This window comes from Streptomyces sp. NPDC059582, from assembly GCF_042735715.1.
Taxonomy (GTDB): domain Bacteria; phylum Actinomycetota; class Actinomycetes; order Streptomycetales; family Streptomycetaceae; genus Streptomyces.
Genome location: NZ_JBHWCC010000042.1, coordinates 47,378 through 73,606 on the forward strand (window position 1 = coordinate 47,378; position 26,229 = coordinate 73,606).

Consider the following 26,229-nt stretch of genomic DNA (forward strand, 5'->3'; position numbering starts at 1 on the left):
GATTTGAGGTCAAGCGGCGGGTGCAGCACTCGTCCCCCGAGGTCAGACACCCGCCGCTGTCAACGACAACTGAGAACGGTCAGGAGAGGGACCATGGCCTACACGGCACCGCGGGCGTTCATCCGCACCGAGGGGCGCACCACGCGCCCGCGCCGGACAGGCCGTCGCCACCCCTTGGTGGCGACGCTCATGGCCCTCCCCCTGGCGGCGCTGCTCCTCCTCGTCTTCGACGGCTGGGAGACAGTGGCGACACAGGCGTCGTCCGTGGGAGTGATGCTGGGGCGCTGAGCGGCGACCCCAGGCCCGGAAGAGCGGTCCGGGTTGGGACATCAACCCATGAAACCCCGTGGGGACGGGGGTGCGGCGGACGGCAAAAATGCCGGCGCAGCTGGGGAGCTGCGCCGGCATTGCTTTTCCCGTGCGTGCCGGGGCACCTCTCGGCCCGCGGGATCAGATTGCGTACGCTCCCGGCCAGAACCGTACGACGCTGGGGGACCCGTGACCGCCGACCTGCTGCCCACACTGACCGCGAAGGCCAGGACGGCGGCCCACGTGAACGGCAGCCGCTGCGCGTGCGGCGCCCTCACGACCCTCGCCGACCGCCCCGACGCCACCGTCGTCCGGCACGCCGGCATCGTCGCCAAGGCGCACGCCCCGGACACCGACCCGACCGAACTGGCCCTGCGCCTCGCCGTCGCCGCCGGTCTCCCGAACGTCCTGCTGTCTCCGCTGGACCCGAGCCCGACGCCGCTCGACGGCCGGCTCGTGACCCTCTGGCCGTACGGCACCCCGGTGGACCCGGACGACCCCGACGCCGCTCCCTGGGAGGCCGCCGCCACCCTCCTCGCCCACCTCCACCGAACCCCCGCTCCGGCCGCGTCCGCCCCGACGGTCGCAGACCCGGCCGCCGCCGCCCGTGCTTCTGTGGCGCCGCCCTCGACGGCCCCCGACCCGGCCGCCGCTGCCTCGATCGCACGTGCCTCGGCCGCCGCCCCCGCCCCTGCCTCTGCGGCACCCGCCTCGATCCACCCCGTCGCGCCCGCTCCGACCACGCTGCCCCGACTGCCCGCCCCCGCCCCGCCGCCCCCGATGCGCGGCCCCGTCAAGGCGGCCCGCGCCATCGCCCTGCTGCGTGCCCCGGGAGCCCCGCACCCTGCCGTCGCCCCGGTTCTCCAGGCCTGGGCCACCCTCCCGGCCTGGGCGCGCGCCGAGGCCCCCATGCCCGACCGCGCGACCCTCTGCCACGGAGACCTCCACCTCGGCCAGCTCGTACGCCACCCGGCCCCGGACGGCCCCTGGAGGCTGATCGACGTCGACGACCTCGGCGTGGGCGTCCCCGCCTGGGACCTGGCCCGCCCGGCGGCCTGGTACGCCTGCGGGCTGCTCGCGCCCGACGAGTGGACCCGCTTCCTGACCGCCTACCGCGCGGCGGGCGGTCCCGCCGTCCCCGCCGAGGGCGATCCGTGGCCCGCCCTGGACGTCCCGGCCCGGGCCCTCACCGCGCAGAGCGCGGCCCGGGCCGTCGGCAAGGCGATCGCCGCCGACCGTCCGCTGGACGAGGTGGAGCTGTCCCTTGTCGACGCATGTGCCCGAATGAGTCCGATCCCCCCGGAGTTGGGCGGCGACTTCGCGAAGTAGGGTGCAACCGACCGCAGCCGGACAGAGTCTGTCCTGGCGAAACACGAAGCAGGATCGACCGGCGAGGAGTTGAGCCGACCATGCAGTGTCCGAAGTGCCATGCGCCGATGCACACGTACAACCGCAACGGTGTCCAGATAGAGCAGTGCAGCGGCTGCCGGGGGATCTTCCTCGACTACGGCGAGCTGGAGGCGCTGACCCGCGTGGAGTCCCAGTGGTCGCAGCCCGCCCCGCCGCCGGGCGCCCCGCAGGCCTACCCCGCCGCACCGCAGGCGCCCGCCTGGGGTGCCCCGCACGGCGGCGGCCACCACGGTGGTGGGCACTACGGCGGCCACCACCGCCACAAGAGCTTCGGCCACATGCTCTTCTCGTCCTGAGACGACGATTCCCCCGGCCGTACGAGACGGCCGGGGGAATCGGTGTGTGGACGATACTGGGATTGAACCAGTGACCTCTTCCGTGTCAGGGAAGCGCTCTCCCGCTGAGCTAATCGTCCTCGGGACCACGATGACTCCGAGGAGCTGATCATGGGCACTGCGTGCGCGATACTGGGATTGAACCAGTGACCTCTTCCGTGTCAGGGAAGCGCTCTCCCGCTGAGCTAATCGCGCGGGGATCCTCGCGGATCGAGACCCTCACGGGCCAGTGGACGATACTGGGATTGAACCAGTGACCTCTTCCGTGTCAGGGAAGCGCTCTCCCGCTGAGCTAATCGTCCTTGGAGGTGGAGACGGGATTTGAACCCGTGTAGACGGCTTTGCAGGCCGTTGCCTCGCCTCTCGGCCACTCCACCAGGAGTGTAGGGGATCGGGAAAACCCCTGTTCCTTCGAGCGGACGACGAGGCTCGAACTCGCGACCTCAACCTTGGCAAGGTTGCGCTCTACCAACTGAGCTACGTCCGCCTGTCGTTTCGGTCGGCTTCCGCGTCCCGGCGACGTGTTGAACTCTAGCGGATTCCCGGGCCAGCACAAAAACGCGTTTGCGCAGCGTGCTGCCCTGAGTCCACCTGCGGTACCTGCTCAGGCCCCCCGCCGGGACACGGCCGGGTCACCCGCAGGTCACCCGCCTAGACTCGACAGCGTGCTCGACCTCCCTCCCCTCGCCCGCTTCGGTGACCGCGTCGCCACCGGCCTGCTCGATGTCACCAGCGACCCCACGGCGCTCGAATCCACCGGGTTCTGGGCCGTCTGCGCCGACTTCGAGGGCCGTCTGACCTGCGCTCGCTTCGCGGAGGTACGGGAGGTGCCGGTACCCGCCCCGGTACCGGGCGAGTGGCACGGCCCGGCGGTCGCCGACTGGACGTCCTCCCTCGACCGTGCCGCGTACACGGCCGCCGTCCGTCGTATCCGCGAGTACATCGCGGCCGGCGAGGTCTACCAGGCGAACCTCTGCCGCGTCCTGTCCGCGCCCGTCGCGCCGGACGCCGACGTGGCCGCCCTCACGGCACTGCTCGCCCGCGGCAACCCGGCGCCGTACGCGGGAACGATACGGCTGCCCCGGCACGGCGTGGAGATCGCCACCGCCTCGCCCGAACTGTTCCTGCGCCGCACCGGCCGCGCGGTCGAGTCCGGGCCGATCAAAGGCACCGGCCGCACCGAGGCGGACCTCCTGGAGAAGGACTACGCCGAGAACGTGATGATCGTGGACCTGGTCCGCAACGACATCGGGCGCGTCTGCGCCACCGGCAGCGTCACCGTCCCAGACCTGTGCGCCCTGGAGAAGCACCCCGGCCTGGTCCACCTCGTGTCCACGGTCCGCGGTGAGCTGCGCCCCGGTGCGGGCTGGCCGGAACTGCTCGCCGCGGCCTTCCCGCCCGGCTCGGTGACCGGCGCTCCCAAGTCCAGTGCCCTGCGGATCATCGCCGCCCTGGAGCCGGCACCGCGCGGCCCGTACTGCGGCGGCGTCGGCTGGGTCGACGCCGACCGGGGCGAGGGCGAGCTGGCCGTCGGTATCCGCACCTTCTGGATCGACCGGGCCGAGGGTGCCCTGCGGTTCGGCACCGGAGCCGGCATCACCTGGGGGTCCGATCCCGAGGGGGAGTGGCGGGAGACCGAACTGAAGGCGTCCCGGCTGCTCGCGGTAGCGTCGGGAGCGTACGAGGCAAGCGCAGATGGAGAGGCACTGAAGTGAAGATCTGGCTCGACGGTGGGCTGCAGGACACCGAGTCCGCCCGCGTCTCCGTCTTCGACCACGGGCTCACCGTGGGCGACGGCATCTTCGAGACGGTCAAGGCGGTCGACGGCAGGCCGTTCGCGCTCACCCGTCACCTCGACCGGCTCACCCGCTCCGCGCGCGGCCTGGGCCTGCCCGACCCCGACCTCGACGAGGTCCGCCGCGCCTGCGCCGCCGTCATCGAGGCCAACCCGATGCCGCTCGGCCGGCTGCGCATCACGTACACCGGCGGCCAGGGCCCGCTGGGATCCGACCGCGGTGAGCACGGCCCGACCCTGGTCGTCGCCCTCGGCGAGACCACCCGCCGCCCCGACTCCACCGCCGCCGTCACGGTCCCCTGGACCCGCAACGAACGCGGCGCGCTCACCGGCCTGAAGACCACCTCGTACGCCGAGAACGTCGTCGCGCTGGCCCGCGCCCACCGGTCCGGCGCGTCCGAGGCCCTGTTCGCCAACACGGTCGGCCGGCTGTGCGAGGGCACCGGATCCAACGTCTTCGTCGTCCTGGACGGCGAGATCCACACCCCGCCGGTCGCCTCCGGCTGCCTCGCGGGCATCACCCGCGCGTTGACGGTCGAGTGGACGGGCGCCAAGGAGACCGACCTGCCGCTGGACGTCCTGGAGCGGGCCGATGAGATCTTCCTGACCTCCACACTGCGCGACGTCCAGGCCGTGCACCGCGTCGACGAGCGCGAACTCCCGGGCGCGCCCGGCCCGGTGACCGCCAAGGCCATGCGGATCTTCGACGAGCGGTCCGGGGACGACCTCGATCCGTGACGCGGGATACGCGGGCGCGGGAAACGCGGGCGCGGGAAACGCTGACGCGCGAGGTGCTGACGCGGGATACGCGGGCGCGCGAGGTACGGGCGCGGGAGGTACCGGAGATATTCGGCTGCCCCGGGGCTCGGCACCGGGTAGAACACCGGTGATGACCACGACCCTGCGGCCGACCGAGCCGCTCCAGCGCGCCGCCGACGGACGGCGTTCACGCCGCTACCAGGTATGCGTGAACAGCCGCCCCGTGGGCGGGATTCGCCTCGACACCTCCCCGAGTCTCGGTGACTCGGTGGCCCGTATCCTGGACCTGCGCATCGAGGAGCCGGACCGACGGCGCGGCCGGGGCACGGTGGCCGCGCTCGCCGCGGAGGAGGTGGCGCGCGGCTGGGGCTGCCGACAGATCCAGGCGAGCGTCCCGGCCGACGCCCCGGCGGCGCTGCGGCTCGCCGAGACCCTGGGCTACGTCCCGCGCAACCGCATCATGGCCAAGCCGCTCGGCGACACCCCGCCCGCTCTGCCCGCCGGCAGCCGGGCGAGGCCCATGACGGAGACCGAGTTCGAGGCCTGGTACGCGCGTCAGTCGCAGGAGTACGCGCGCGACTGGATCGAGCGGGGCGTACCCGAGGCCGAGGCCCACGCCAAGGCGCGCCGCGACCAGGAGCAGCTGCTGCCGCGAGGACTCGCCACCCCTGACACGACCCTCGACGTCCTGGAGCACGAGGGGACACGGGTGGGCATCCTGTGGCTGGCACTGCGCGAGGACGACGCCTTCGTCTACGACGTCGAGACCGAAGCCGCCCACCGCGGACGCGGACACGGCCGTACGCTCATGCTGGTGGCGGAGATCCGGGCGATCGCCGCCGGCCGGCGCGTCCTCGGGCTCAACGTGTTCGCGGGGAACACCCCGGCCGAGCGGCTGTACGAGTCGCTCGGCTACGGGACGCGGGACCACGTCCTGTACAAGCCTCTGCTGTAGGACGCTCCGTCCGGCTCCGGCTCTGATCGCGGCTACTCGGCCAGCAACCGGTCCGCGATCTCCTCGATGCGCTCGCGCAGTCCCGTCTGGTCCTTGCCGCCGTCGAGGCGTTCGCCACCGATGACGTAGGTGGGGGTGCCGGTCACGCCGATGGCCTTGCCCTCGGCCTGGTCGGCGTCGACGATCAGGATGTGGCGCCCGTCGACCAGCGCGGTGTCGAACTCCTCCGCGTCCAGCCCGAGTTCACCGGCCACCTCGACCAGGAAGGGCTCACCCTCGCGGTCGAGCTCCTCGACCCGGCCGAGCACCGCCTCCACGTACGCCCATCCCTGTCCCTGCTCCACGGCCTCCTCGGCGGCCTGTGCCGCGGCGAAGGCGTGCTTGTGCTTCTCCAGCGGGAAGTGCCGCAGCCGCAGTTCCAGCCGGTCGCCGTAGCGCTCCCGCAGGGCGCGGAGATCGACGAGGGCGCTACGGCAGTCCGAGCACTGGAGTTCGCACCACACGTCGAGTACGGCGGTGGCAGCGGGACGTTCGGGGGAGGAGTCACTCATACCCCCAGTCTCCCAGCCTTCCGCCGACCACCCCAAACGGGACGACGGGGGCGGCGGGTCCGGCGGGGGCGGCGGGCCGGCCGGCTGCCGGGTCCATCAGGACCGGAGGCCGCGACCGGGACCGCCATGACCGCGGAGGCCATCGGGGCTACCAGGGCTACCGGGGTCTCGGCGACCTCCGGAGCCACACGCGCCGCGTCAGCCGTCGGGACGCGCGGTTCGACCGGCCGCGAAGGCCGACGGATTCGTCCGTGACCGCGACCGGGACCTTCGGAGGAGTCGACCCGGAGATGTCCCTGATGTCGGACCGGAACATGGCCCGACAGGGGCAAGGCGGTGCAGGATGGAGGGGACGAAGTGCCCCCTGCCCGACCCCTGCCTGGAGGACCGGATGATTGCCGAGACCGTCTGTTCCGCCGTCTCCGCGGCGGGCCTGGGCATCGCGGTGGTCACGGCCTACCGCAAGCGGTTCCTCGCGGCGGCCCGTATCGCCGCCTACTCGCTCGTCCCCATCGGCCTGGTGCTGACGGGCGTCGTCGGCTGGGCCGCCGACACCGCCTTCAGTCCCAGCGCCTGGGTGGGCTTCGGCGTGCTCGGCGGGGCCTGGGCGCTGTTCGCGACCACACGGGCGGTGGAGCGTCGCGGCGGCGGCAGCCGGAAGCAGCGCAAGGAGGCCCGCTCGGCGGCCCGGCGCGAGGCCGTGGAGCCGTCCGCCTCGGCACCTTCGCTGGGACCGGCCACGCGCCCGGCCGCCCGGCCCGCGACGCCACCCCGCAAGGACTCCGCGGACGACTTCAGCGACATCGAGGCCATCCTCAAGAAGCACGGCATATGACCTGGGGGAGCGCGGCGCGGACCAGGGCACGGGCGGACTGAAACGACACAGAAGGTCCGCGCGGGTCCGAAAACGATCACACCCTGTGCACGGTGTGATCATGACCTGACCCGGACGTCACGGAATCCGGCGAACTCCCGCTCACTACGGGCGTGTTGATCGCGTCGGCGGGGTCCGCTGCGTCATCATCGCGGCGAGATGCTGGACACGACACAGAGCGATGCCGCGCCGCCGCAGGACGAGCCGCGCGGATGTCTCTTCGCCCTTTCCCAGCCACCGCTGATGATCTTCCTTGCGGTGATCGGGTGTCTGCTGCTCATGGCTTCGTTGCACGACCTGCTGATGCTGTGAGCCGTACCCGCGTTCCCCGGCGCCACCCGCCGGGGATCGCGTCGCATCCCTCGAACAGAACCCCAGTGGGACCTCGGCCCGCAGCCCGCCGCGGGACCTCAGCCCGCCGCTTCCTTGCGTCGCGCCCGGTACGCGGCCACGTGCAGTCGGTTGCCGCAGGTGCGGCTGTCGCAGTAGCGCCGGGAACGGTTGCGGGAGAGGTCGACGAAGGCGCGCCGGCAGTCCGGTGCCTCACAGCGGCGCAGCCGCTCCTCCTCCCCGGCCACCACGAAGAACGCCAGTGCCATCCCGCAGTCGGCCGCGAGGTGGTCGGCGACGGACGCGCCCGGGGCGAAGTAGTGCACGTGCCAGTCGTAGCCGTCGTGGTCCGTCAGCCGGGGCGTGGTGCCCGCGGCGGCGACCAGGTCGTTGATCATTCCGGCCGCCGTCCGGGCGTCCGGAGCCGCGAAGATCGCGGCGAACCGCCCGCGGATCCGGCGCACCGCCGACAGGTCGAACTCCGACAGCACTCCGACATCGCTCATGTCGTGCCTTCGTACGAACTCCGTGAGAGCCGGGACGTCCGCCAGCCCGTCCGGGGTCGTCTCGTCCTCCGGTGCGGTGTTGACCAGATCCACCACGGCGTCGAGGGCACACCGGGTGTCGTGGGTGATCAGCACGTTTCGCTCCCTGGCCTGAAGGTGGGCGGGCGCCCGCCGATGCTGGCCGATGGTAGTGGCTCCGACAGCCACCGCGACGGCCCTGCGCCCGGCACGTGCCCGCCGGGGGAGCGCCCCGGCCGGACCGGTGCTCCCGGATCGGCCGGGGGAGCCCGTGTACGCGACGGCGGAAACTCTCCGTGACGGCCACGGCGCACGCCGACGCCGTCACCGTGGGGGTGATGCCCCACGGTGACGGCGTCGATGCATACCGTATGCAGTTGTCGTTGCCCGAGCCGTCTCCCCGAGTGGACGGCGCCGGGCGGCTCTGTGGCGGCCTCGGCCTAGCTTTCCGCCAGGATGTGGGAGAGCTCCTGATCCAGATCGAAGTGTCGATGCTCGGTGCCGGGCGGCACCGCGGCATCAGTCCGCTTCAGGAACGACTCCAGGGCCCGCGCCGGGGCCTCGAGCAGGGCCTCGCCCTCCGGAGAGCTCAGGGCGATGCAGACGACGCCCTGACCGTGACTGCGCGACGGCCAGACACGGACGTCGCCGGTGCCGGTGGGACGGTGAAGTCCCTCGGCCAGGAGGTCGCGGGCGAACACCCACTCGACGGTTTCCTCGGCTCCGGTGTGGAAGGTGGCGTGCACGGCGTAGGGGTCGGCCGTGTCGTACCGCAGGCCTGCGGGGACAGGCAGGGATGACTCGCTCGACACAACGAGGCGCAGGTGCAGCTCGCAGCTGACCGTGGTGTTCATAAGCGCCAGGGCCTTTCGCTCAGTGTGCGCTCGGGGATTCGCACGTCGGCGAAATCGACATGCCACCTACGGTGCCGTTGTAAACCCCTCTGAGTGTTTTGCGTGCCTTTACGTAACTCTTCCGGCCGAGAACCGATTCGCGAACTACGACCATTCCGGTGACTCGTTTCTCTCGGGTAGTGTTGGGTTGCATGAACACGGGGAGTGACGAGCCGGCCGAGATCGCCGTGGCGTCGGACGCGACGAAGTCGGGCGGGCAGCCGAGCGGGGCCGACGCGGCCGAGACGGGGCGGAGCCCCGACGAGGCGCAGGGCCTCGGCTCCAAGGCGCCCGAGTTCGTCAAGACACGCCGCATGCTGCATCTGAGCTGGCAGGTGGGGGTCTTCGTCATCGGGCTGGCGGTCGTGGCCGCGGGCATCGTCATGCTGCCGCTGCCCGGACCGGGCTGGGTCGTGATCTTCGGCGGCATGGCGATCTGGGCGACCGAGTTCGTCTGGGCCCAGCTGGTGCTGCGCTGGACCAAGCGCAAGGTCACCGAGGCGGCCCAGAAGGCGCTCGACCCCAAGGTGCGGCGCCGCAACATCACCCTGACGGCCATCGGGTTCGTGATCGTGGCGGTCCTCGTCGGGATCTACGTCTGGAAGTTCGGCGTCGTGATGCCCTGGAAGATCAAGGACCAGGACCAGTGACCAGTCATCCGGGACGTGGGCGTGGGCACCGGCCGGCGTCGCCCTGGGCGGTCACAGGCACCCCCTGACATGGGGTAATGTTCTTCCTGCGCCCGGGCGATTAGCTCAGTGGGAGAGCGCTTCGTTCACACCGAAGAGGTCACTGGTTCGAACCCAGTATCGCCCACCCGGAATCAGCGGCCCATCTGCGAATGTGCAGGTGGGCCGCTGTTCGTTGGGCGTGTGACACCCCCGTGGGCGTGAGCCCGAGCCCCGCACGCCACCCCGCGCCCCGGAGCCGACACCGCCCCGGCGCCGAGCCGCCCGCCGACATGCTCCGGCGTCCCGCTGCCCGCCCCCGGACCTCACACGCACCCGCTCCGGACCGCGTGAGCCTCTGCTCCGGACCGCGTGAGCCTCTGCTCCGGACCGTGCCTGTACCCGCTCCGGGGACCGCGCATCGGCCCACCTCGGGCCTCCACGGCACCGCCCTGGACCTCGCCTGCGCCGGCCCCCCGGGTCGTCGCGTTCACCCGCCCGGGACCTCTCCGGCGCCCGCCCTCCGGTCCTCGCGTTCACCCGCTCCGGACCCCTCCCGCGCCCGCCCCTCGGTTCCTCACGCCCACCCGCCCCGGGTCTCTCCCCCGCCCACCCTCGGGGGGCCGTCCGCCCGTCCGGACCCCGCCCGTGCCCACCCCGGGGACCTCCCGTCCGCCCGTCCGGACCCCGCCCGCGCCGACCCCGGGGACCTCCCGTCCGCCCGTCCGCCCGTGCCGACCCCGGAGAGCTCCCGTCCGCCCGTCCGGACCCCGCCCGTGCCGACCCCGGGGTCCTCCCGTCCGCCCGCCCGGACCCGCCCGCGCCCACCCCGGGGGTCCTCCCGTCCGTCCGTCCGGACCCCGCCCGTGCCCACCCCGGGGTCCTCCCGTCCGTCCGGACCCCGCCCGTGCCCACCCCGGGGTCCTCCCGTCCGCCTGTCCGGACCCCGCCCAGCGCCGGCCCCCGCGCCGTCCCGGACCCACAGCACCGCACCGCTGAGCCCACGCCCGGACCCGCCACCGCCCCCCGGGACCCTCGCAAGCCCCCGCCCCGCATCCGTCGCGCCCCCGGCAGACCGTCGACTTTCAGCCGCTCCCCCCGTCCCGCCGGCCTGGAACCTCGCCTTCCGAGCGCCCTCACTCCATCTCCCGCCGGCCCTCGCCTCGCCTGTCGCTCACCCCCGGCCCGCATCGATCCCGTAGACGCGCCCCTCGCGCCCTCGCCGGCCCACCGCGCCCCTCACGGCCCCCGCCGCCCTCACCACCGCCACCCGCGACATCGACCCACCGGGCCCCGCACCCCCTGTGCGCCGCCCCCGGGCAGTCCAGCCGTCTCGGAAAAAAATCGTGTCCGTGTCATTGACGCACCCACCACCCCTCCGTAACTTGTGGCGGAAAGCGCTTACTTGAAACGATTCATGAGCCGAACGGCGCTGCGAGGAGGGCCCGACTGTGGGAACCAGGGATGTTGAGAGGCGCACGATCCTGAAGGTGGCCGGGGCTTCGGCGGTCACGCTGGGGCTGGCCGCCACGACGGGCTGCGGGGGCGACAGCGGCACGTCGGCCGACGGGACGGTGACGATCCGTTACTCGTGGTGGGGTGCCGACGAACGGGCCAAGAGGATCAACCAATCCATCGCGCTCTTCGAGAAGAAGTACCCGAAGATCAAGGTGAAGACGGACTTCCAGGACTACGTCTCTTTCTGGGAGAAGTTCCAGACGCAGGCCGCCGGCGGAAATCCACCGGACGTATTCCAGAACGCCGTTGGATTTCTTCGGAAGTACGACAAGCGCGGCATCCTGCTGGACCTCAAGTCGCAGATCGACGCGGGAAATCTGAGCCTGGACCACTTCCGCGAGGGTGTCACCGCGGTCGGCGAGGTCGACGGCAAGCAGCTCGGTATCCCCGTCGGTTCCAACACGATGGCGCTGGTCGTCGACAAGAAGGTCTTCGAGGAGGCGGGCGTCGACCCGAAGCCGGGCTGGACCTGGGACGACTACTTCAAGGCCCTGAAGACGATCCACGACAGGACCGGGGTCGCCGGGGACACCGGCTACTTCAGCATCATGTACCTGTACGACCTCTACCTCCGCCAGAACGGCAAGGCGTTCTTCGACAAGGACGGACTCGGTTTCGACCAGGCCGACCTGACGGAGTGGTGGACCGACGCGTACAACCGCGTCAAGGCCGGGATCATCACCTCCCCGAAGACCGTCGAACAGGACAAGCCCAAGTCGTCGGTGACCGCCGCGCACGGCGCCTCCGAGTTCACCTGGGACAACTTCACGGTCCGCTACTCGGCGGAGGGCGCCGGCACCTACGGTCTCGCCCCCATCCCCACCACGGACGGCAAGGACACCGGCCAGTACCTCGCCTCCCTGATGCTGAGCGGTTCCGCCCGCACCAAGCACCCGAAAGAGGTCGCGCAGTTCATCGACTTCATGGTCCACGACCCCGAGGTCGGCAAGATCATGGGCTACGACCGCGGCATCCTGGCCAGCACCGAGCAGTACGACGCCTACAAGCCGACCGACGCCGTGGGCAAGGAGATCGCGCAGTACGAGGACGACACCGCCAAGTCGGGGGTCCTCGGGACGATCACCCCGCACCCGTCGGGCGCCGACACCGTCGAGGCCGCCTTCCTGCGCATCGGAGGCGACATGGCCCAGGGCAAGACCAAGGTCTCCGACGCGGTGAAGCAGTTCTTCTCCGAGTCCGAGGCCGCCTTCCAAGCCTGAGGGGAACACCCGTGACGCTCGTCAAGGACCCTCCGCTCGACACCCGGAAGGTCCGTTCCGCCCCCGCCCCCGCTGCCGTCCGGCGACGGGGCCGCCGGGAGAACCTCGCCGGCTATCTCTTCATGTCCCCCTGGATCGCGGGCTTCCTGCTGCTGACCGCGGGACCCATGATCGCCTCGCTCTACTTCGCGTTCACCGACTACAACCTCTTCGACGCGCCGCAGTGGATCGGCTTCGGCAACTTCACCAGGATGTTCGACGACCCCCGGTGGCAGCGGTCGGTCGAGGTGACGGCCAAGTACGTCGTCATCGGCACACCGCTGAAGCTGCTGCTCGCGCTCGGGGTCGCCCTGCTGCTCGCGCAGAGCCGACGCGGGCAGGCCTTCTACCGGGCCGCGTTCTACGCCCCCTCGCTGATCGGCGCGAGCGTCTCCGTCGGCTTCGTGTGGCGCGCGCTCTTCTCGGACGACGCCGTCGTGGACCGCGCCCAGTCGTTCCTCGGCTTCGACGTGGGCGGCTGGGTCGGCAACCCCGACTGGATCCTCTACAGCCTGGTCGCGCTCACCGTGTGGCAGTTCGGCGCCCCGATGGTGATCTTCCTCGCGGGGCTGAAGCAAGTGCCGAAGGAGCTGTACGAGGCAGCCGCGATGGACGGCGCCGGACCCTTCCGGCGGTTCTGGAACATCACCCTGCCGATGATCTCCCCGGTCCTCTTCTTCAACGTGCTGCTGGAGACCATCCACTCGTTCCAGATCTTCGGCTCGGCGTACGTCGTCTCCAACGGTTACTGCGGACCGGCCGACGCCACGCTCGTCTACACCTGCTACCTCTACCAGCAGGGCTTCAAGAACGCGCAGATGGGCTTCGCGTCCGCCATGGCCTGGATGCTGCTGCTCGCCGTGGCGCTGGTGACGGCGGTCCTCTTCTGGTCGCAGAAGAAGTGGGTGCACTACGAGGAGGCCGCGCGATGAGCACCACCCATCCCACCACCCCCACGCCCATCTCGGCCGCCACGCCCACCCCCGAGCCGCACGGCCCCGGCCGCAGGCGCACCGGCTCGCTGGTCTGGCACCTCGGCGCGCTGCTGGTCCTCGCCGTCGTCCTCTATCCCGTCCTGTGGGTGATCGGCGCCTCGTTCAAGCCCAGCAAGGACATCGTCAACAGCCTCGACCTGTTCCCGACCAGCCCGGTCCTCGGCAACTTCAAGGGCCTGGCCGACGGGATCGCCGACATCTCGATCGCGACGTTCTTCGAGAACTCCCTCTTCTACGCGCTCGGCGCCGTCGTCGGCATCCTCGTCTCCTGCTCCCTGACGGCGTACGCCTTCGCGCGGATCGGGTTCGCCGGCCGGAACCTGCTGTTCGCGCTGATGATCGGCACCCTCCTGCTGCCGTACCACGTACTGCTCATCCCGCAGTACGTGATGTTCCAGAAGCTGGAGCTCATCAACACCTATGTGCCGCTGCTCCTCGGCAAGTACCTGGCCACGGAGGCGTTCTTCGTCTTCCTCATGGTGCAGTTCATGCGGAACCTGCCGAAGGAACTGGACGAGGCGGCCCGGATCGACGGCTGCGGCCATCTGCGGATCTACTGGTCGATCATGCTGCCGCTGTGCCGGCCGGCACTCATCACCAGCGCGATCTTCACGTTCATCAACGCGTGGAACGATTTCATGGGCCCGCTGATCTACCTCAACGAGCCCGGTAAGTACACCGTCTCGCTCGGCATGGTGATGTTCCGCGACTCGGACGGCGTGGCCGCCAACTACGGCGGACTGATCGCGATGTCGCTGGTCGCGCTGCTGCCGGTGCTGGCGTTCTTCCTCGCCTTCCAGCGCTATCTGATCGACGGCATGGCGACCTCCGGACTGAAGGGCTGAGGTGGGCACACCATGGCCGGAGCACGGGGGAAAGCACAGAGGGAGTCCGCCTTCGCGGAGCGGTTCGGGGTCTTCGCCGAGTGCCTGCTGACGGGGGTGTGGATCGCGGTGGCGTCGCTGGGCGTGGTCACGTATCCGGCCGCCTTCGCGGCCGGAGCCCGGCACCTGCGCCGTCGTACGAGCCATCAGGGCGGCGGCTGGCGCGCCTTCGTCGCCGACTTCGGCACCGCCGTGCGCGGCGGGTGGCTCGCCGGGCTCGCCGGGTGGGCGGCCCTGGCCGCGGTGTGGGTGGACGTCCAGGCCGCGCGGGCCGGGATTCCCGGCGGACCGCTCGTCGGCGCCGTCGGACTGTTCGCGCTGATCGGCCTCGCCGTCGCCGGGCTGCGCGCGGCGGCGCTCTGGACGCCGGGCGCGACCTGGCGGGCACTGCTCGCGCAGGCCGGCCGCCGGACCGTCCTCGACCCCGCCGGATCGTTCCTGCTCGTCGCCGGAGTGGCCGTGGCCGTGCTGTCCGGCTGGTTCGTCGCGCCGCTGGCGATCCCCGTCCTGGGGGCCGTCGCGGCCGCGGCCGTCGCCGTCGAGGAGCGCCACCGGCACCGCTGAGGGTTCGACATGCCCCGCTTCAAGGAGGCCTACCTGGACTACTGCCGCTACCTCGACGCCACCAAGGCGCAACAGGCGGCGCGCTACGGCACCGACTTCGGCAGCCTGCTGCTGTTCCAGGGCCACTCGCGCCTGGACGCGTACGCCGCCGTCCGGACCGGTGACGCGGCGCTCGCCCAGCGGGCGTGGACGAAGTTCTACGGCTCCGACGGCTATACGGAGTCCTCGCCGTGGCGGACGGAACGGCTCGACGGCCCGGCCACCCTGGTCGCGGGCAGCGAGGCCGCCTGGGTGTCCAGCAACGACACCGCGCTCTACGGCCTCGCCGCCATCGAGAACCCGGCGCTGCTCGGCGACAGGATGCCCTAGCCCGGAACTAGTGCCGCAGCAGGCGATGTTCGCCCCGTCGCGATGCCCGGCACGCCCTCTCGCCGCACCGGCCGAAAGCCCACGTACGTCCAGTACGAGGACGTCCGGCCGGCCCGCCGGGAGCACGCACCGGACGCCGCTCCTTCACGGGCGAACGTTGCCTGCCACGGACTAGTTCATCTTCCCCAGGACCTCCCGCACCTTCCGGACGTCCCGCAGCCGCTGCTCGTACGTCGCCCCGAGTGCGAGCAGCAGCAGTCCGGCGAGGGCGGGCGGCAGCCAGCGCGGCAGCAGGTCGGCCATCTCGACGAGATAGGGGGCGAGTTCGTGCAGCGTGTCCAGGACCAGCACCGAACCGCCCAGCACCAGGGGTGCCCGGAGGCGGTGCCGGGCGCCCAGCAGGGTCAGCACCAGCGCCGCCGCGCCCAGCAGCGCGGGGCGGGTGAACTCGACGTCGGCCCAGGCCGCGGCGAGACTCGGCAGCAGCGTGGTCGCGAGTGCGGGACCGTACGCCGTCCAGGACGAGGTGTGCGGGTCGCGGCGCCGGCGCAGGGCTCCGACGAGCAGCGCCGGGACCGTGACCGGCAGGGTGTACGCCTCCGGGACGCCGATCCGCCAGGCCGCCAGCCGTACCCACGCGGCCAGCACGAACAGGACGACGGCCGCGTAGCCGACGTGGCGCCGGTCCTGTCGTAGCGCCGTGCCCGCGGCTATCACCGCGCACAACGACAGGACCAGCGCCAGCGTCGGCAGGTCCGCGGCCGCGAGCCCGATGGCCACGAGGGCCGCGACGGCACCCGGCACCTCCAGCGTCAGGGGGTCGGCGACTCGCGGCGCGAGCAGGGCCGCCGCCACCACGACCACCAGGACCAGCAGCGCGATGTGCTCCGGCCGCCAGTGCGCGGCGGCGCCCGTCGCACAGGCCAGCGCGGCGGCGTAGGACAGTGCCGTCGCAGCGGTCACCGGGGCCGTCTCCCGGCGCCACGAGACCGCCGCGAACAGCAGGGTCAGGGCGGACAGCACGGTCAGGGTCGCGGCCTCGGCGGCGAGGGCGAGGAACGCGAGACCGAGCGAACCCACCAGGGCCGACACGGTCGCCGTGAGCCGGAGGAGCGGGGAGAGGCGGCCGGACGCCGCCGCCGCGAGGAGGGCCGCCGTCACGGCGCCCTGCGCCCACAGCCCGGCGGCGTAGGGGAGTGCGAACACCGCGGGCAGGGCCAGAGCCGTGGCCCACACGAGCACCAGCGCCCCGGACAGGGCGCGCTGCCGCCAGACCTCGGCGCGCACCAGCAGGACCAGCACGGCGGCGACGACCAGCGGGGCGATCAGCGGCTGTGCCGCGTGCGCGGGCCACGGGACGTCCGCCGCCACCGCGGCACGGGCGTCGGCCGGGCCACCCGACCACGGCCGCCCCACCCGGCCGACCGGACCGAGCAACGTGGCGGCGACGAGCGGGAGCGTGGCGGTGAGCGCCGCCAGCTGCACGACACCGGAGGCCCGGACCAGACCACGGCGTACGGGCTCGGGGAGCGGGCCGCGCAGCGCCGCCAACAGCGCCACACCACACACCAGATACGCGGGCACCGTCCAGCCGCCGGGCAGCGCCGCCCGCAACGGGCCGCCGGCCGCCGCGACCAGCAGCAGACCGCCGGCCGGCGCGGTGACGGCGGCGACCAGCGGCTGCCGCGCCCGCCACGCGGCCCCCAGCGCGATCCCCGCGGCGAGGGTGAGGAGCGCCGCCGCACGGGCGGCGGCGCTCGGACCGGTGGCCGTCCAGGACAGCAGGCCGGCCGCCGACACGCCCCAGGCGCCCAGGCCGTAAGCGCCGACGGCGGCGACGTACCGGACGGCCCGGGCGGTCGCCCGGAGCGCCACGACCGTGTCCCAGCCGGCCGTCACGAGGAGCGCGGCCGTGACGCCGTACGGCAGCGCGTCGGCGGCGATCGCGGCCAGCGGCAGCGGGAGCTGGGCCGCGGTCAGAGCGGCGGGCAGCGGCAGGCGCAGGGCCGCTGGCAGCGGCAGACGCAGCCTGTCCAGTCCGAGGCCGTACGCCGTCCAGAGCCCGGCCAGTACCGCCGACGCGACCGCCGCGTACACCGTGCCGTCCGACCCCGCGAAGCCGACCTCGTACAGCGCGTACGCGTCGAGCACCGTGAGCGCCAGCCCCAGCCCCACCACCGACTCGGCCGTCGAGCGCAGACCGCGCCGCAGCAGCGGCACCGGCGCCGCGAGCACGGTCAGGGTGACCGCGCCGAGCACCAGACTCCGCCCGGCGATGCCCAGCTGCCCCCAACTGACCAGCGTGAACACCATCGCCGCGAGGGTGAGCAGCACACCGCCGAGCAGCAGGAGCACGTTCTGCACGCGGGGTGCGGTGGCCTCCGGCCGGGGCGGGGCCACCGGTTGTACCGGTTGCTGCCGGGGTGGTTGCAGGGCGGTGAGCAGCCAGGCGCGGCGGGCCAGCAACTGGGCCCGGCGGGCGTCCAGTTGCCACAGCTCGGCATCGAGGATCCGCAACTCCTCGGCCGGGGGCGGAACATGCGTCATGTCCCGGAGTGTGGTCCGCGTCACGCCGTACGGCATGAGCGTGGATACTCAGGACGTACTCAGATCCCGGGAGAAGCCGCCGGGTGCGGGCAGACTCTGCCCATGGACTGGACCCGATACCGCTTCCTCAGCCGGTGGTCCCTGCCCGCGGCGCCCGCGACCGTGTACGAGGCGCTGGAGCGGGCCGAGCACTATCCCCGGTGGTGGCCCCAGGTCCGCGAGGTGACCCGGCTCGACGACAGCACCGGCGTCATCCGGATCCGCTCCCTGCTGCCGTACGACATGACCTTCACGGCGCGCGAGGTGCGGCGCGACCCGGCGGCCGGGGTGCTGGAGATCGCGATGTCCGGTGACATCGACGGCTGGGCGCGCTGGACGCTCACCGCGGACGGCGAGGGCACCCTCGCGTGCTACGAACAGGTGGTCGACGTGAACAAGCCGCTGCTCAGACGGTTCGCCGTGCCGGGGCGGCCGGTCTTCCGGGCCAACCACCGGCTGATGATGCGCGCCGGACGGCGCGGCCTCGCCGGATACCTGCAAGCGGTTTGAACGAAGCCCGCGGGGCCCTGTATTGTTCAGTGCGTTCCCGGGCGATTAGCTCAGTGGGAGAGCGCTTCGTTCACACCGAAGAGGTCACTGGTTCGAACCCAGTATCGCCCACCGGGAAAGGGCCGGTCCGTGCAGACGGACCGGCCTTTTGTATGCCGTCGCGCGAGCTGGGGACGGTTCGGTCAAGCCGCCGCCTCCAGATCCGGGCGCAGCGGCCACGACTGGTCCACCTGCTCCTCGGTGCCGCTGCGCGCGAACCACGCCTGGAGGCCGCGCGCCTGGGCCGCGTGCCATACCGCCTGCAGGGTGTGCAGGTCGGCGGGGGAGAGGCGTTCCAGCCGGGTCGCGAAGCGACGGCCCAGCGCCCGGACGACCTCCAGCGAGGCCAGCGCGTCCTCGGCCGCGTCGTGCGCCCCGTCGAGCGCGACGCCGTAGTGCGCGCACAGGTCGGTGAGGGTGCGGCGGCCCTTGCGGTAACGGTCCAGGTGTTTGTCCAGCACCCGTGGGTCGAGCACCCGCAGCGGTGCCGCGTCGAACCAGCGGTCGAGCGACGAGGCCCGGTGCCGGCGCAGTTCGCGGTCCAGGAGGGTCAGGTCGAACGGCGCGTTCATGACCACCAGGGGGCGGCCCGCCGCCGCCTGTTCGGCCAGGTCCTCCGCTATCTCGTACATCACCGGCGCGGGCCAGCGGCCGTTGCGCTGGAGGTGATCCTCCGTCAGTCCGTGCACCGCCGTCGCGTCGGCGGGCACCCGCACGCCCGGGTTCACCAGCCAGCGCCGTACGCGCGGCCGGGCACCCGGGGCGTCCTGGACGACGAGGGCGGCCGACACTATGCGGTCGGTCTCGACGTCCACGCCCGTGGTCTCGGTGTCGAACCCGGCCAGGGGTCCCTCGTACCAGTACGTCATGGGAATACAACTCCTCGTTCACCCACGGCAGGTGACGCACCGTCTTCTGCCTGTTTGGTGATACCCGGGCTGTTTGCGCCGTACGCCGGAAGGACACAACAGGAGTACGGGTCTTTGCAGTTCAGCGGCCCATCGTGGGAAAACTCCTGGCGTGGAAGGCTGTTGGCCATGGTGATAGCGCAGCCCGAGCGGGGCGGGCTGCTGCCCGAACGGACGGCACCCCATCGCGGCACTCTCGCCACCACCGCCTGCATGGAGACATTGCAGGTGGGGTATCTGCACGCGGTCGCCGCGGCCGCGGGATGCTCGTTGTCACAGCCGTTTCCGGACAACGGCATCGACTGGCACGTCAGTCACGGCTCGCCCGGACACACGGTCGACGACGAGGTCACCATCAAGGTGCAGCTGAAGTGCACCTACCAGATCCGGCCCAATCCACCGGGCCGGTTCTTCTCCTTCACCCTCGACAACGACCACCTGGCGAAACTCGCCCGCACGCCGGTCTCGGTGCACAAGATCCTGGTCGTGATGCTCGTCCCCAGATCCCAGGACGACTGGCTGCGCGCCAGCCACGACCGTCTCGACCTGCGGCACTGCTGCTACTGGGTCAACCTGGCCGGACAGCCCATCACCGGCCGGCACCGGACCACCGTGCGTATACCGACCTCACGCATCTTCGACGACCGGGCGCTGTGCGAGATCATGACGCGGGTCGGGACGGGAGGCAGACCATGACGCACCGCCCGCTCGACGAGGCGCTGCGCCCGGTGAGGGCGCACCCCGAGGCCCCCTGGGACCGGCCGCCCGCACCCGACGAGGTCGACCCCGCCGTCCTCGGCGCCCTGCTGCGCCGGCACGGCTGGCAGCGCCGCGGCGGCGCCGCCGGACGCTACGGCCGCTGGACCCCGCCCGGCCCGGGCGGCGGCGGGACGAGCCTGCTGGTGCCCGAGAACCGCGCCTTCCCCGACAGCGACGACCTGCTGGGCGAGGCGCTGCTCGCGCTGTCCCGCAGCGGGACCCCGTCCGCGCGCGAGGTGCTGGTCGGGCTCACCGTGCCCAGCGACGAGATCCGCTGGTGGCGGGACGTACCCAGCGGGCCCGCCGGAGCGGCGTCCTGGACCGTCGAGGAACAGTTGCGCGGCGCCGCCCGGCTGATGCTGCTCGCCGGCGCACTCGCCACCCGCGCGCGGGCCGGCTACTACGGCGCCCGGCACCGCCGCCCGGCCGCCGGGCTGCTGGAGACCGTCCTCGTCGGCTCCGCGGCCGGCGGCCGCGACCTGACCGCCTTCGTGCCCGTCGGCACCGCCCGTCCGCTCGCCGTCCGCCTCCACCAGGCCCTGTACGCCGTCCGTGAGGCCATCGACTACCAGCGGGCCACCGGCGGCATGGACGCCTTCGACGGAGCCGTCGAGGCGGGCGTCAGCCGTGAGCTCACCGAGGCGCTGATCGCCCTGGTGCGCGGCGCCGAGGGTGCCCGCATCGCCGTCGAGTGGGCGCCCGCCGCCGGCGTGCCCGAGGACTGCGCGGCCGGCGTCGAGCCCGTCGAGTTCTCGCCCGGCGACCTGCCGGTGCTGCGCGCGGCCGGGGCACGCTATCTGCGCGAGGAGCCGTCCGTACCGGTGCGGATCACCGGCACGGTGGAGCGGATGCGCAGGTCGGGACCGCGCGGCGAGGGAGCCGTACGGCTGCGGGTGATCGCCGGGGCCGAGGTCCCGCACGTCCGGCTGACGCTGGACGAGGAGGACTACCGCATCGCGGGGCAGGCCCACCTGGTCGGGCTGCCGGTGCGGGTGCACGGGCGGCTGGAGAGCCGGGGCGGCTTCCGCAGGCTCACCGGCGCGGGCGGGGTCGTACCGGTCCAGGTCGACGAGGCGGAGCGGGACCGGCTGATGAAGTCGCTCCAGGAGAACCTGGACTTCTTCGAGGAGGCGTGCGCGGGGGAGGACTGACGGTAACCGTTTCGCGGTCGGCGGGTCGGGGTCGGTACGATCCCCCTCATGCGCGCGCTCCTGGTATGGCGCCGCACCCCCTTCAGTCAGGAGAGACCGGTGTCAGACGTCCGTGTGATCATCCAGCGCGATTCCGAGCGGGAAGAACGCGTGGTGACGACGGGCACTACGGCCGCCGACCTCTTCGCCGGCGAGCGCTCGATCATCGCCGCGCGCGTGGGTGGCGAGCTCAGGGACCTCACCTACGCGGTGCGGGACGGCGAGACCGTCGAGGGTGTGGAGATCTCCTCCGAGGACGGTCTGGGCATCCTGCGCCACTCCACCGCCCACGTGCTGGCCCAGGCCGTGCAGGAGCTCTTCCCCGAGGCCAAGCTGGGCATCGGCCCGCCGGTCAAGGACGGCTTCTACTACGACTTCGACGTCGAGAAGCCGTTCACGCCCGAGGATCTCAAGGCCGTCGAGAAGAAGATGCAGGAGATCCAGAAGCGCGGCCAGCGCTTCTCCCGCCGTGTCGTCACCGACGAGGCCGCCCGCGAGGAACTGGCGAACGAGCCCTACAAGCTGGAGCTGATCGGCCTCAAGGGTTCGGCGTCGCACGACGACGGCGCGGACGTCGAGGTCGGCGCCGGCGAGCTGACCATCTACGACAACCTCGACGCCAAGACCGGCGAGCTGTGCTGGAAGGACCTCTGCCGCGGTCCGCACCTGCCGTCCACCCGGCTGATCCCGGCGTTCAAGCTGATGCGCAACGCGGCCGCCTACTGGCGCGGCAGCGAGAAGAACCCGATGCTCCAGCGCATCTACGGCACCGCCTGGCCGTCCAAGGACGAGCTGAAGGCCTACCTCGACTTCCTCGCCGAGGCCGAGAAGCGCGACCACCGCAAGCTGGGCAACGAGCTGGACCTGTTCTCCATCCCGGAGCAGATCGGCTCCGGCCTGGCGGTCTTCCACCCCAAGGGCGGCATCGTCCGCCGCGTGATGGAGGACTACTCGCGCCGCCGCCACGAGGAAGAGGGCTACGAGTTCGTCTACACCCCGCACGCCACGAAGGGGAAGCTCTTCGAGACCTCGGGCCACCTGGACTGGTACGCCGACGGCATGTACCCGCCCATGCAGCTCGACGAGGGCGTGGACTACTACCTCAAGCCCATGAACTGCCCGATGCACAACCTGATCTTCGACGCGCGCGGCCGCTCCTACCGCGAGCTGCCGCTGCGCCTGTTCGAGTTCGGCACCGTGTACCGGTACGAGAAGTCGGGCGTCGTGCACGGCCTGACCCGCGCCCGCGGTTTCACCCAGGACGACGCGCACATCTACTGCACCCGCGAGCAGATGGCCGACGAGCTCGACAAGACGCTCACCTTCGTCCTGAACCTCCTGCGTGACTACGGCCTCACGGACTTCTACCTGGAGCTCTCCACCAAGGACCCGGAGAAGTTCGTCGGCACGGACGAGGTCTGGGAGGAGGCCACCGAGACGCTGCGCCAGGTCGCCGAGAAGCAGGGCCTCCCGCTGGTGCCCGACCCGGGCGGCGCCGCGTTCTACGGCCCGAAGATCTCCGTCCAGACGAAGGACGCGATCGGCAGGACCTGGCAGATGTCGACGGTCCAGCTGGACTTCAACCTGCCGGAGCGCTTCGACCTGGAGTACACCGGTCCCGACGGCGCCAAGCAGCGTCCCGTCATGATCCACCGGGCCCTCTTCGGATCGATCGAGCGGTTCTTCGCGGTGCTCCTCGAGCACTACGCGGGTGCCTTCCCGGCGTGGCTCGCCCCCGTCCAGGCGGTCGGCATTCCGATCGGCGACGCGCACATCGAGTACCTGGAGAAGTTCGCGGCGGCGGCCAAGAAGAAGGGCCTGCGCGTCGAGGTGGACTCCTCCTCCGACCGGATGCAGAAGAAGATCCGCAACGCCCAGAAGCAGAAGGTGCCCTTCATGGTCATCGCGGGCGACGAGGACATGTCGGCCGGCTCGGTGTCCTTCCGCTACCGCGACGGCTCGCAGGAGAACGGCATCCCGTTCGACGAGGCCATCGCGAAGATCGCGCAGGTCGTCGAGGACCGGGCCCAGGTCTGATCCCGGCGCGGTGAGGCCCCCGGGGAGTTCAGCTCCCCGGGGGCCTCAAGTCGTCCTCTCGTGCGAACACCTGGAGCAGCCAGGACGAGAACGAGCCGGTCACCGCGCCGAGCAGGGCCAGACCGCAGGCCATGAGGCCCGTGGCGATCACCCGCCCCCACGGAGTCACCGGAGTGACGTCGCCGTAGCCCACCGTCGACAGCGTGGAGCAGGCCCACCACAACGAGTCCCCGAAGGTATGGATCGTGGCGTCCGGGGCGTCGCGCTCCTGCTGGTAGACGGCGAGAGCACCGGCGAAGCCGAGCAGCGTCACCGACAGGCTCGCGTACGCGATCACGCGCGCGTGCAGGCTGAACCGGGGCTGCCCGTGCCGGTGCTGCACCGCTTCGTAGACCTTGACGATCCGCAACGGGCGCAGCAGGGGCAGCACGAGCACCACCGAGTCCAACCAGTGCGTCCGGACGAAACGCAGACGCTGCCCGCTCAGCCGCCAGCGCACGGCGTAGTCGACGGCGAACAGTGCCCAGGTGACGAGCAGCGCCGCCAGACAGGTGTCCCGCCACGCCTTGGGCACGTCGTGGCCCAGAACGAGGACCGCGTAGAAGAAGAGAAACAGCAGTGATCCCACGCCGAGCGGGATCTCGCTGCGCTGCTCCCAGCGGGCCTCGGGGCTGTCGTGGTACATCGCCCCAGCTTGGCCGCAAGCCGTTCGGTACGGCACCCGCCGACACGCCGCGAACGGGCGAAGCCATATGCTGCCTTGCATGACGAGTGAGCCGGAGCAGCAGAGCGGAGTGGGGACGCAGGACGCGTTCCAGCGCCTGTGGACGCCCCACCGGATGGCCTACATCCAGGGTGAGAACAAGCCGACCGGCCCGGGGGCCGATGACGGCTGTCCCTTCTGTGCGATCCCGGCCAAATCCGACGAGGACGGGCTGATCGTCAGGCGCGGCGAGCACGTGTACGCGGTGCTCAACCTCTACCCGTACAACGGGGGCCACCTGATGACCGTGCCCTACCGTCATGTCGCCGACTACACGGATCTCACCGAGGCGGAGACCGTCGAGCTCGCCGAGCTGACCAAGCAGGCGATGACGGCCCTGCGCACCGCCTCCGGCGCGCACGGCTTCAACATCGGCATGAACCAGGGCACGGTGGCCGGCGCGGGCATCGCCGCCCACCTCCACCAGCACATCGTGCCCCGCTGGGGCGGCGACACGAACTTCATGCCGGTCGTCGGCCACACGAGGGTGCTGCCGCAGCTGCTGGCGGACACCCGCAAGATGCTGGCGGAGGCCTGGCCGACGGCCTGACCGGTATGTCAGCCCGTCCGGCGTTCGAGGACGGGGCCGTGAGGCCGAAGAGGGGGCCTGGGGGCGCCAGCCCCCGGAACCGATGCACCCACCCGCCGCGCAGTGGCCCCGACCGCCGGAGGCCTACGCGTCGTAGAGGTCCGCCTTCCGGGGCGACGCGTCCTGCACCGACGTGCTGAGGAAGGACGAGCGCATCCCGAACTTCTCGATGTTCACGCCGTTCTCCTCCAGGACCCGCAGCGCGGCGGAGTGCACCACCCGCAGCACCGGCGCGGCTGCGCGCAGCGCGTCGTCGGCCATGAAGCGGTGTCGCCAGGGCTGGTCCGCCCACGCGTGCCGCAGACCGAACGGCTCGGGCAGGCCCACGGTCCCGCCGAGCCACTTCAGCATCGGCGGATACCAGGTGAGCGGAGCGCGGACGGCGAGCCGCACCACCTCGTTGGTGGTGACCAGCGGAAGCTGTACTTTGCGGGTCTCCCACGGCTTGAAGGACTTCGTGACCAGCTTGCTCGGTGCCTCCGGCTTGGTGGTGAACAGCGGGTTCACCGGACCGAGCGCATGGCCGGTCACCTCGATGCGCAGGGTGGAGTGCAGCACGGTCACGGTGATCAGCATGGTGATCACCAGCTGCCCGTCCCACAGCGTCCACTGCACCCCGAGGTAGTGCCGGTCACCGGCGCCGAACTGCTGCTTGTTGCAGATCTCCTGTATCGCGTGCTGCTTGACCTGGTAGGCCTCCACGTCCGTGCCCTCCGGCCGGGACACCGCCTTCGCGTTCTCGCCGATCGGCGTGACGACCCAGTGCCGTATCGACGCCTTCGGGAAGCCGCCGGTGTTCAGCGGGCCGCGCTCCAGCATCCGCAGCTGGTCGTGGATGGAGCGGATCACGTCCCAGCTGCGGAACGGGTGGATCTCCCGGGAGGGGTCGGCCGGCTGCAGGTCCTCGGCCAGCTGCCAGGCACCCCAGCGGGTGCCCATGCCGAGGATGCCCTTGGGGCCGGCGTAGAAGACGGAGTTCGACTGCTGTTCGGCGCTGAGCTTGGCCAGCGACTGGCGCAGCCCCTCGGCCGCGGTCTCGCGGGGGCTGCTGGGCACCGCCTCAGGGACCTTGGCGCCGACGCTGCTGCCGGACAGCAGGCCGTCCCAGCGCTCCCGCAGATCCTTGGCCGTGCTCTCGCAGACCCGCTTGGCCAGCACCCAGCCGACCACGGGCATGACGGTGGCCGCGCGGGCGTACCACGCCCAGAAGCCCGTGAACGGCATACGGATCAGGAAGATGACGGCGAGGGCGCCGATGGCGACGAGCAGGGTGGTGCCCAGAGCGGAGGCCCGCTTGTCGTCGCGCCGGTCGATGTTGGTCCGGATGATGAAGACCAGCAGCCACACCAGCAGCCCGGGCAGGAAGACCAGCCCGCACAGCACCATGATCGCGCTCAGCCGGTTGTCCCGGTCCCGGCGGATGTTGTTGGCGGCCAGACAGTGCTCCACGACGACCTGCGGCTCGGTGCCGAAGGACTGGATGAGCGGCTTGCGGTCGCTGCCCAGCATGCGGTCCACCACCGCCCGGGAGAAGGCCTCGCCGAGGTTGGGCCGGAACAGCGAGATCTTCCCCGCCGTCACGGTCGACTGGTGCCAGTCGTTGTCGGCCTTGGTTATCTCCTCGACCGGGTTGTCCCGGTAGGCCGCCGAGGCCAGCGCGAAGGTGGCCGTCTGACCCTCGTCGCCCGTACGCGGCACCTGTGGTCCGAAGATGTCGCCGTAACCGCTGCCAACGGTCATACCCGCCCCCCAACGCCGCCCGTGCCCGCACCTGCGGCCTTCCCGACTTCCCTGCCCCGCACACCTGTTGATCAGGTCATCAGCGTATCCGCAGGCACCGACATTCGTCGGCGGAC

25 protein-coding genes, 7 tRNA genes and 1 pseudogene are annotated in these 26,229 nt (G+C 71.7%); 21 read left to right on the top strand and 12 right to left on the bottom strand.

The features are described from left to right. The first annotated feature begins 93 nt into the window (after positions 1-93). From ACFV0T_RS29875 to ACFV0T_RS29885, 3 genes are all read left to right on the top strand, one after another. Complete coding sequence (locus tag ACFV0T_RS29875) at positions 94-288, top strand: hypothetical protein (RefSeq protein WP_385785709.1); 195 nt, start codon at positions 94-96, stop codon at positions 286-288. 264 nt (positions 289-552) lie between these two features. Continuing rightward, positions 553-1,638, top strand: coding sequence for a phosphotransferase family protein (locus ACFV0T_RS29880; RefSeq protein ID WP_385785803.1), 1,086 nt, complete (start codon positions 553-555; stop codon positions 1,636-1,638). Positions 1,639-1,718: 80 nt separating this feature from the next. Further along, positions 1,719-2,015 carry a zf-TFIIB domain-containing protein gene (locus ACFV0T_RS29885; RefSeq protein ID WP_385785711.1) on the top strand — a complete coding sequence of 99 codons (297 nt, stop codon included), beginning with the start codon at positions 1,719-1,721 and terminating at the stop codon, positions 2,013-2,015. 47 nt (positions 2,016-2,062) lie between these two features. On the opposite strand, the gene ACFV0T_RS29890 is transcribed toward ACFV0T_RS29885, so the two are convergent. The 5 genes from ACFV0T_RS29890 to ACFV0T_RS29910 all read right to left on the bottom strand — a co-directional run bounded on the left by ACFV0T_RS29890 (position 2,063) and on the right by ACFV0T_RS29910 (position 2,541). Next, a tRNA-Val gene (locus ACFV0T_RS29890) sits at positions 2,063-2,134 on the bottom strand. A gap of 43 nt (positions 2,135-2,177) precedes the next feature. Further along, a tRNA-Val gene (locus ACFV0T_RS29895) sits at positions 2,178-2,249 on the bottom strand. 35 nt (positions 2,250-2,284) lie between these two features. Continuing rightward, a tRNA-Val gene (locus tag ACFV0T_RS29900) sits at positions 2,285-2,356 on the bottom strand. Position 2,357: 1 nt separating this feature from the next. After that, positions 2,358-2,431, bottom strand: a tRNA-Cys gene (locus ACFV0T_RS29905). Positions 2,432-2,468: 37 nt separating this feature from the next. Beyond that, positions 2,469-2,541: transfer RNA gene (locus ACFV0T_RS29910), tRNA-Gly, on the bottom strand. Between the two features lie 178 nt (positions 2,542-2,719). On the opposite strand from ACFV0T_RS29910, the gene ACFV0T_RS29915 reads away from it, so the two are divergent. From ACFV0T_RS29915 to ACFV0T_RS29925, 3 genes are all read left to right on the top strand, one after another. Then, a complete protein-coding gene (locus tag ACFV0T_RS29915; protein WP_385785713.1) occupies positions 2,720-3,769 on the top strand; it encodes a chorismate-binding protein in 1,050 nt (349 codons plus the stop codon). Continuing rightward, positions 3,766-4,587, top strand: coding sequence for an aminotransferase class IV (locus ACFV0T_RS29920; protein WP_385785716.1), 822 nt, complete (start codon positions 3,766-3,768; stop codon positions 4,585-4,587). Before ACFV0T_RS29915 ends, ACFV0T_RS29920 begins: the two co-directional genes overlap by 4 nt. 151 nt (positions 4,588-4,738) lie before the next feature. Next, positions 4,739-5,563, top strand: a complete 825-nt coding sequence (locus ACFV0T_RS29925) for a GNAT family N-acetyltransferase (protein WP_385785717.1) — start codon at positions 4,739-4,741, stop codon at positions 5,561-5,563. A gap of 32 nt (positions 5,564-5,595) precedes the next feature. Here ACFV0T_RS29925 and ACFV0T_RS29930 read toward each other — a convergent pair whose 3' ends face one another. Next, the gene (locus ACFV0T_RS29930; RefSeq protein ID WP_385785719.1) at positions 5,596-6,114 is read right to left on the bottom strand and encodes a DsbA family protein; all 519 of its coding nucleotides are present in this window, start codon (positions 6,112-6,114) and stop codon (positions 5,596-5,598) included. A gap of 391 nt (positions 6,115-6,505) precedes the next feature. On the opposite strand from ACFV0T_RS29930, the gene ACFV0T_RS29935 reads away from it, so the two are divergent. Both ACFV0T_RS29935 and ACFV0T_RS29940 read left to right on the top strand, forming a co-directional pair. Beyond that, complete coding sequence (locus ACFV0T_RS29935; RefSeq protein WP_385785805.1) at positions 6,506-6,949, top strand: hypothetical protein; 444 nt, start codon at positions 6,506-6,508, stop codon at positions 6,947-6,949. 198 nt (positions 6,950-7,147) lie between these two features. After that, positions 7,148-7,300: a hypothetical protein gene (locus ACFV0T_RS29940; protein WP_371672706.1), complete on the top strand. Its 153-nt coding sequence runs from the start codon at positions 7,148-7,150 to the stop codon at positions 7,298-7,300. A 98-nt stretch (positions 7,301-7,398) separates the two neighbouring features. Here ACFV0T_RS29940 and ACFV0T_RS29945 read toward each other — a convergent pair whose 3' ends face one another. Then, on the bottom strand, positions 7,399-7,959 hold the full coding sequence (locus tag ACFV0T_RS29945; RefSeq protein WP_385785721.1) for a CGNR zinc finger domain-containing protein: 561 nt from the start codon (positions 7,957-7,959) through the stop codon (positions 7,399-7,401). 323 nt (positions 7,960-8,282) lie between these two features. Continuing rightward, on the bottom strand, positions 8,283-8,696 hold the full coding sequence (locus ACFV0T_RS29950) for an SsgA family sporulation/cell division regulator (RefSeq protein WP_004002642.1): 414 nt from the start codon (positions 8,694-8,696) through the stop codon (positions 8,283-8,285). A 191-nt stretch (positions 8,697-8,887) separates the two neighbouring features. Between ACFV0T_RS29950 and ACFV0T_RS29955 the strand changes: the two genes are divergently transcribed. The 7 genes and pseudogenes from ACFV0T_RS29955 to ACFV0T_RS29985 all read left to right on the top strand — a co-directional run. After that, positions 8,888-9,385 (top strand): TIGR02611 family protein, encoded by a 498-nt coding sequence (locus ACFV0T_RS29955; RefSeq protein WP_385785723.1) that lies wholly within the window; start codon positions 8,888-8,890, stop codon positions 9,383-9,385. Between the two features lie 94 nt (positions 9,386-9,479). Next, a tRNA-Val gene (locus ACFV0T_RS29960) sits at positions 9,480-9,551 on the top strand. Positions 9,552-10,854: 1,303 nt separating this feature from the next. Next, complete coding sequence (locus ACFV0T_RS29965; protein WP_385785726.1) at positions 10,855-12,141, top strand: ABC transporter substrate-binding protein; 1,287 nt, start codon at positions 10,855-10,857, stop codon at positions 12,139-12,141. 11 nt (positions 12,142-12,152) lie between these two features. After that, positions 12,153-13,112 carry a carbohydrate ABC transporter permease gene (locus tag ACFV0T_RS29970; protein ID WP_385785728.1) on the top strand — a complete coding sequence of 320 codons (960 nt, stop codon included), beginning with the start codon at positions 12,153-12,155 and terminating at the stop codon, positions 13,110-13,112. Beyond that, positions 13,109-14,020 carry a carbohydrate ABC transporter permease gene (locus ACFV0T_RS29975; RefSeq protein ID WP_385785731.1) on the top strand — a complete coding sequence of 304 codons (912 nt, stop codon included), beginning with the start codon at positions 13,109-13,111 and terminating at the stop codon, positions 14,018-14,020. Before ACFV0T_RS29970 ends, ACFV0T_RS29975 begins: the two co-directional genes overlap by 4 nt. 12 nt (positions 14,021-14,032) lie before the next feature. Then, positions 14,033-14,623 carry a hypothetical protein gene (locus ACFV0T_RS29980; RefSeq protein ID WP_385785733.1) on the top strand — a complete coding sequence of 197 codons (591 nt, stop codon included), beginning with the start codon at positions 14,033-14,035 and terminating at the stop codon, positions 14,621-14,623. A 6-nt stretch (positions 14,624-14,629) separates the two neighbouring features. Continuing rightward, positions 14,630-14,992, top strand: a pseudogene (locus ACFV0T_RS29985) (Tat pathway signal sequence domain protein); the annotation flags it as partial. Positions 14,993-15,163: 171 nt separating this feature from the next. Here ACFV0T_RS29985 and ACFV0T_RS29990 read toward each other — a convergent pair. Next, positions 15,164-17,575, bottom strand: a complete 2,412-nt coding sequence (locus ACFV0T_RS29990; protein ID WP_385785735.1) for an SCO7613 C-terminal domain-containing membrane protein — start codon at positions 17,573-17,575, stop codon at positions 15,164-15,166. A gap of 66 nt (positions 17,576-17,641) precedes the next feature. Here ACFV0T_RS29990 and ACFV0T_RS29995 point away from each other — a divergent pair, with 66 nt between their 5' ends. Both ACFV0T_RS29995 and ACFV0T_RS30000 read left to right on the top strand, forming a co-directional pair. Beyond that, positions 17,642-18,088: an SRPBCC family protein gene (locus ACFV0T_RS29995; RefSeq protein ID WP_385785738.1), complete on the top strand. Its 447-nt coding sequence runs from the start codon at positions 17,642-17,644 to the stop codon at positions 18,086-18,088. 39 nt (positions 18,089-18,127) lie between these two features. Then, a tRNA-Val gene (locus tag ACFV0T_RS30000) sits at positions 18,128-18,199 on the top strand. A gap of 71 nt (positions 18,200-18,270) precedes the next feature. On the opposite strand, the gene ACFV0T_RS30005 is transcribed toward ACFV0T_RS30000, so the two are convergent. Further along, positions 18,271-18,996 (bottom strand): 3'-5' exonuclease, encoded by a 726-nt coding sequence (locus ACFV0T_RS30005; protein WP_385785741.1) that lies wholly within the window; start codon positions 18,994-18,996, stop codon positions 18,271-18,273. A gap of 168 nt (positions 18,997-19,164) precedes the next feature. Here ACFV0T_RS30005 and ACFV0T_RS30010 point away from each other — a divergent pair, with 168 nt between their 5' ends. The 3 genes from ACFV0T_RS30010 to thrS all read left to right on the top strand — a co-directional run bounded on the left by ACFV0T_RS30010 (position 19,165) and on the right by thrS (position 23,021). Further along, on the top strand, positions 19,165-19,731 hold the full coding sequence (locus ACFV0T_RS30010) for a DUF4365 domain-containing protein (RefSeq protein WP_385785744.1): 567 nt from the start codon (positions 19,165-19,167) through the stop codon (positions 19,729-19,731). Beyond that, positions 19,728-20,945, top strand: coding sequence for a hypothetical protein (locus ACFV0T_RS30015; protein WP_385785746.1), 1,218 nt, complete (start codon positions 19,728-19,730; stop codon positions 20,943-20,945). The genes ACFV0T_RS30010 and ACFV0T_RS30015 overlap by 4 nt, the downstream gene beginning before the upstream one ends. Before the next feature lie 99 nt (positions 20,946-21,044). Continuing rightward, positions 21,045-23,021, top strand: coding sequence for a threonine--tRNA ligase (thrS, locus tag ACFV0T_RS30020; RefSeq protein ID WP_385785748.1), 1,977 nt, complete (start codon positions 21,045-21,047; stop codon positions 23,019-23,021). Between the two features lie 28 nt (positions 23,022-23,049). Here thrS and ACFV0T_RS30025 read toward each other — a convergent pair whose 3' ends face one another. After that, complete coding sequence (locus ACFV0T_RS30025; protein ID WP_385785751.1) at positions 23,050-23,706, bottom strand: potassium channel family protein; 657 nt, start codon at positions 23,704-23,706, stop codon at positions 23,050-23,052. Positions 23,707-23,773: 67 nt separating this feature from the next. Between ACFV0T_RS30025 and ACFV0T_RS30030 the strand changes: the two genes are divergently transcribed. Beyond that, on the top strand, positions 23,774-24,334 hold the full coding sequence (locus ACFV0T_RS30030) for an HIT family protein (RefSeq protein ID WP_385785753.1): 561 nt from the start codon (positions 23,774-23,776) through the stop codon (positions 24,332-24,334). Positions 24,335-24,457: 123 nt separating this feature from the next. On the opposite strand, the gene ACFV0T_RS30035 is transcribed toward ACFV0T_RS30030, so the two are convergent. Then, entirely contained in the window at positions 24,458-26,113 is a 1,656-nt protein-coding gene (locus ACFV0T_RS30035) for a hypothetical protein (RefSeq protein ID WP_385785755.1), read from the bottom strand. Positions 26,114-26,229: the final 116 nt, after the last annotated feature.

What these genes read in the sequence shown, in the direction of transcription:
- ACFV0T_RS29875 (WP_385785709.1), top strand. Translation starts at nt 94, where the DNA reads ATGGCCTACACGGCACCGCGGGCGTTCATCCGCACCGAGGGGCGCACC.
- ACFV0T_RS29885 (WP_385785711.1), top strand. Translation starts at nt 1,719, where the DNA reads ATGCAGTGTCCGAAGTGCCATGCGCCGATGCACACGTACAACCGCAAC.
- ACFV0T_RS29925 (WP_385785717.1), top strand. Translation starts at nt 4,739, where the DNA reads ATGACCACGACCCTGCGGCCGACCGAGCCGCTCCAGCGCGCCGCCGAC.
- ACFV0T_RS29930 (WP_385785719.1), bottom strand. Translation starts at nt 6,114, where the DNA reads ATGAGTGACTCCTCCCCCGAACGTCCCGCTGCCACCGCCGTACTCGAC.
- ACFV0T_RS29935 (WP_385785805.1), top strand. Translation starts at nt 6,506, where the DNA reads ATGATTGCCGAGACCGTCTGTTCCGCCGTCTCCGCGGCGGGCCTGGGC.
- ACFV0T_RS29940 (WP_371672706.1), top strand. Translation starts at nt 7,148, where the DNA reads ATGCTGGACACGACACAGAGCGATGCCGCGCCGCCGCAGGACGAGCCG.
- ACFV0T_RS29950 (WP_004002642.1), bottom strand. Translation starts at nt 8,696, where the DNA reads ATGAACACCACGGTCAGCTGCGAGCTGCACCTGCGCCTCGTTGTGTCG.
- ACFV0T_RS29955 (WP_385785723.1), top strand. Translation starts at nt 8,888, where the DNA reads ATGAACACGGGGAGTGACGAGCCGGCCGAGATCGCCGTGGCGTCGGAC.
- ACFV0T_RS29975 (WP_385785731.1), top strand. Translation starts at nt 13,109, where the DNA reads ATGAGCACCACCCATCCCACCACCCCCACGCCCATCTCGGCCGCCACG.
- ACFV0T_RS29980 (WP_385785733.1), top strand. Translation starts at nt 14,033, where the DNA reads ATGGCCGGAGCACGGGGGAAAGCACAGAGGGAGTCCGCCTTCGCGGAG.
- ACFV0T_RS29990 (WP_385785735.1), bottom strand. Translation starts at nt 17,575, where the DNA reads ATGCCGTACGGCGTGACGCGGACCACACTCCGGGACATGACGCATGTT.
- ACFV0T_RS29995 (WP_385785738.1), top strand. Translation starts at nt 17,642, where the DNA reads ATGGACTGGACCCGATACCGCTTCCTCAGCCGGTGGTCCCTGCCCGCG.
- ACFV0T_RS30005 (WP_385785741.1), bottom strand. Translation starts at nt 18,996, where the DNA reads ATGACGTACTGGTACGAGGGACCCCTGGCCGGGTTCGACACCGAGACC.
- ACFV0T_RS30010 (WP_385785744.1), top strand. Translation starts at nt 19,165, where the DNA reads ATGGTGATAGCGCAGCCCGAGCGGGGCGGGCTGCTGCCCGAACGGACG.
- ACFV0T_RS30015 (WP_385785746.1), top strand. Translation starts at nt 19,728, where the DNA reads ATGACGCACCGCCCGCTCGACGAGGCGCTGCGCCCGGTGAGGGCGCAC.
- ACFV0T_RS30025 (WP_385785751.1), bottom strand. Translation starts at nt 23,706, where the DNA reads ATGTACCACGACAGCCCCGAGGCCCGCTGGGAGCAGCGCAGCGAGATC.
- ACFV0T_RS30030 (WP_385785753.1), top strand. Translation starts at nt 23,774, where the DNA reads ATGCTGCCTTGCATGACGAGTGAGCCGGAGCAGCAGAGCGGAGTGGGG.
- ACFV0T_RS30035 (WP_385785755.1), bottom strand. Translation starts at nt 26,113, where the DNA reads ATGACCGTTGGCAGCGGTTACGGCGACATCTTCGGACCACAGGTGCCG.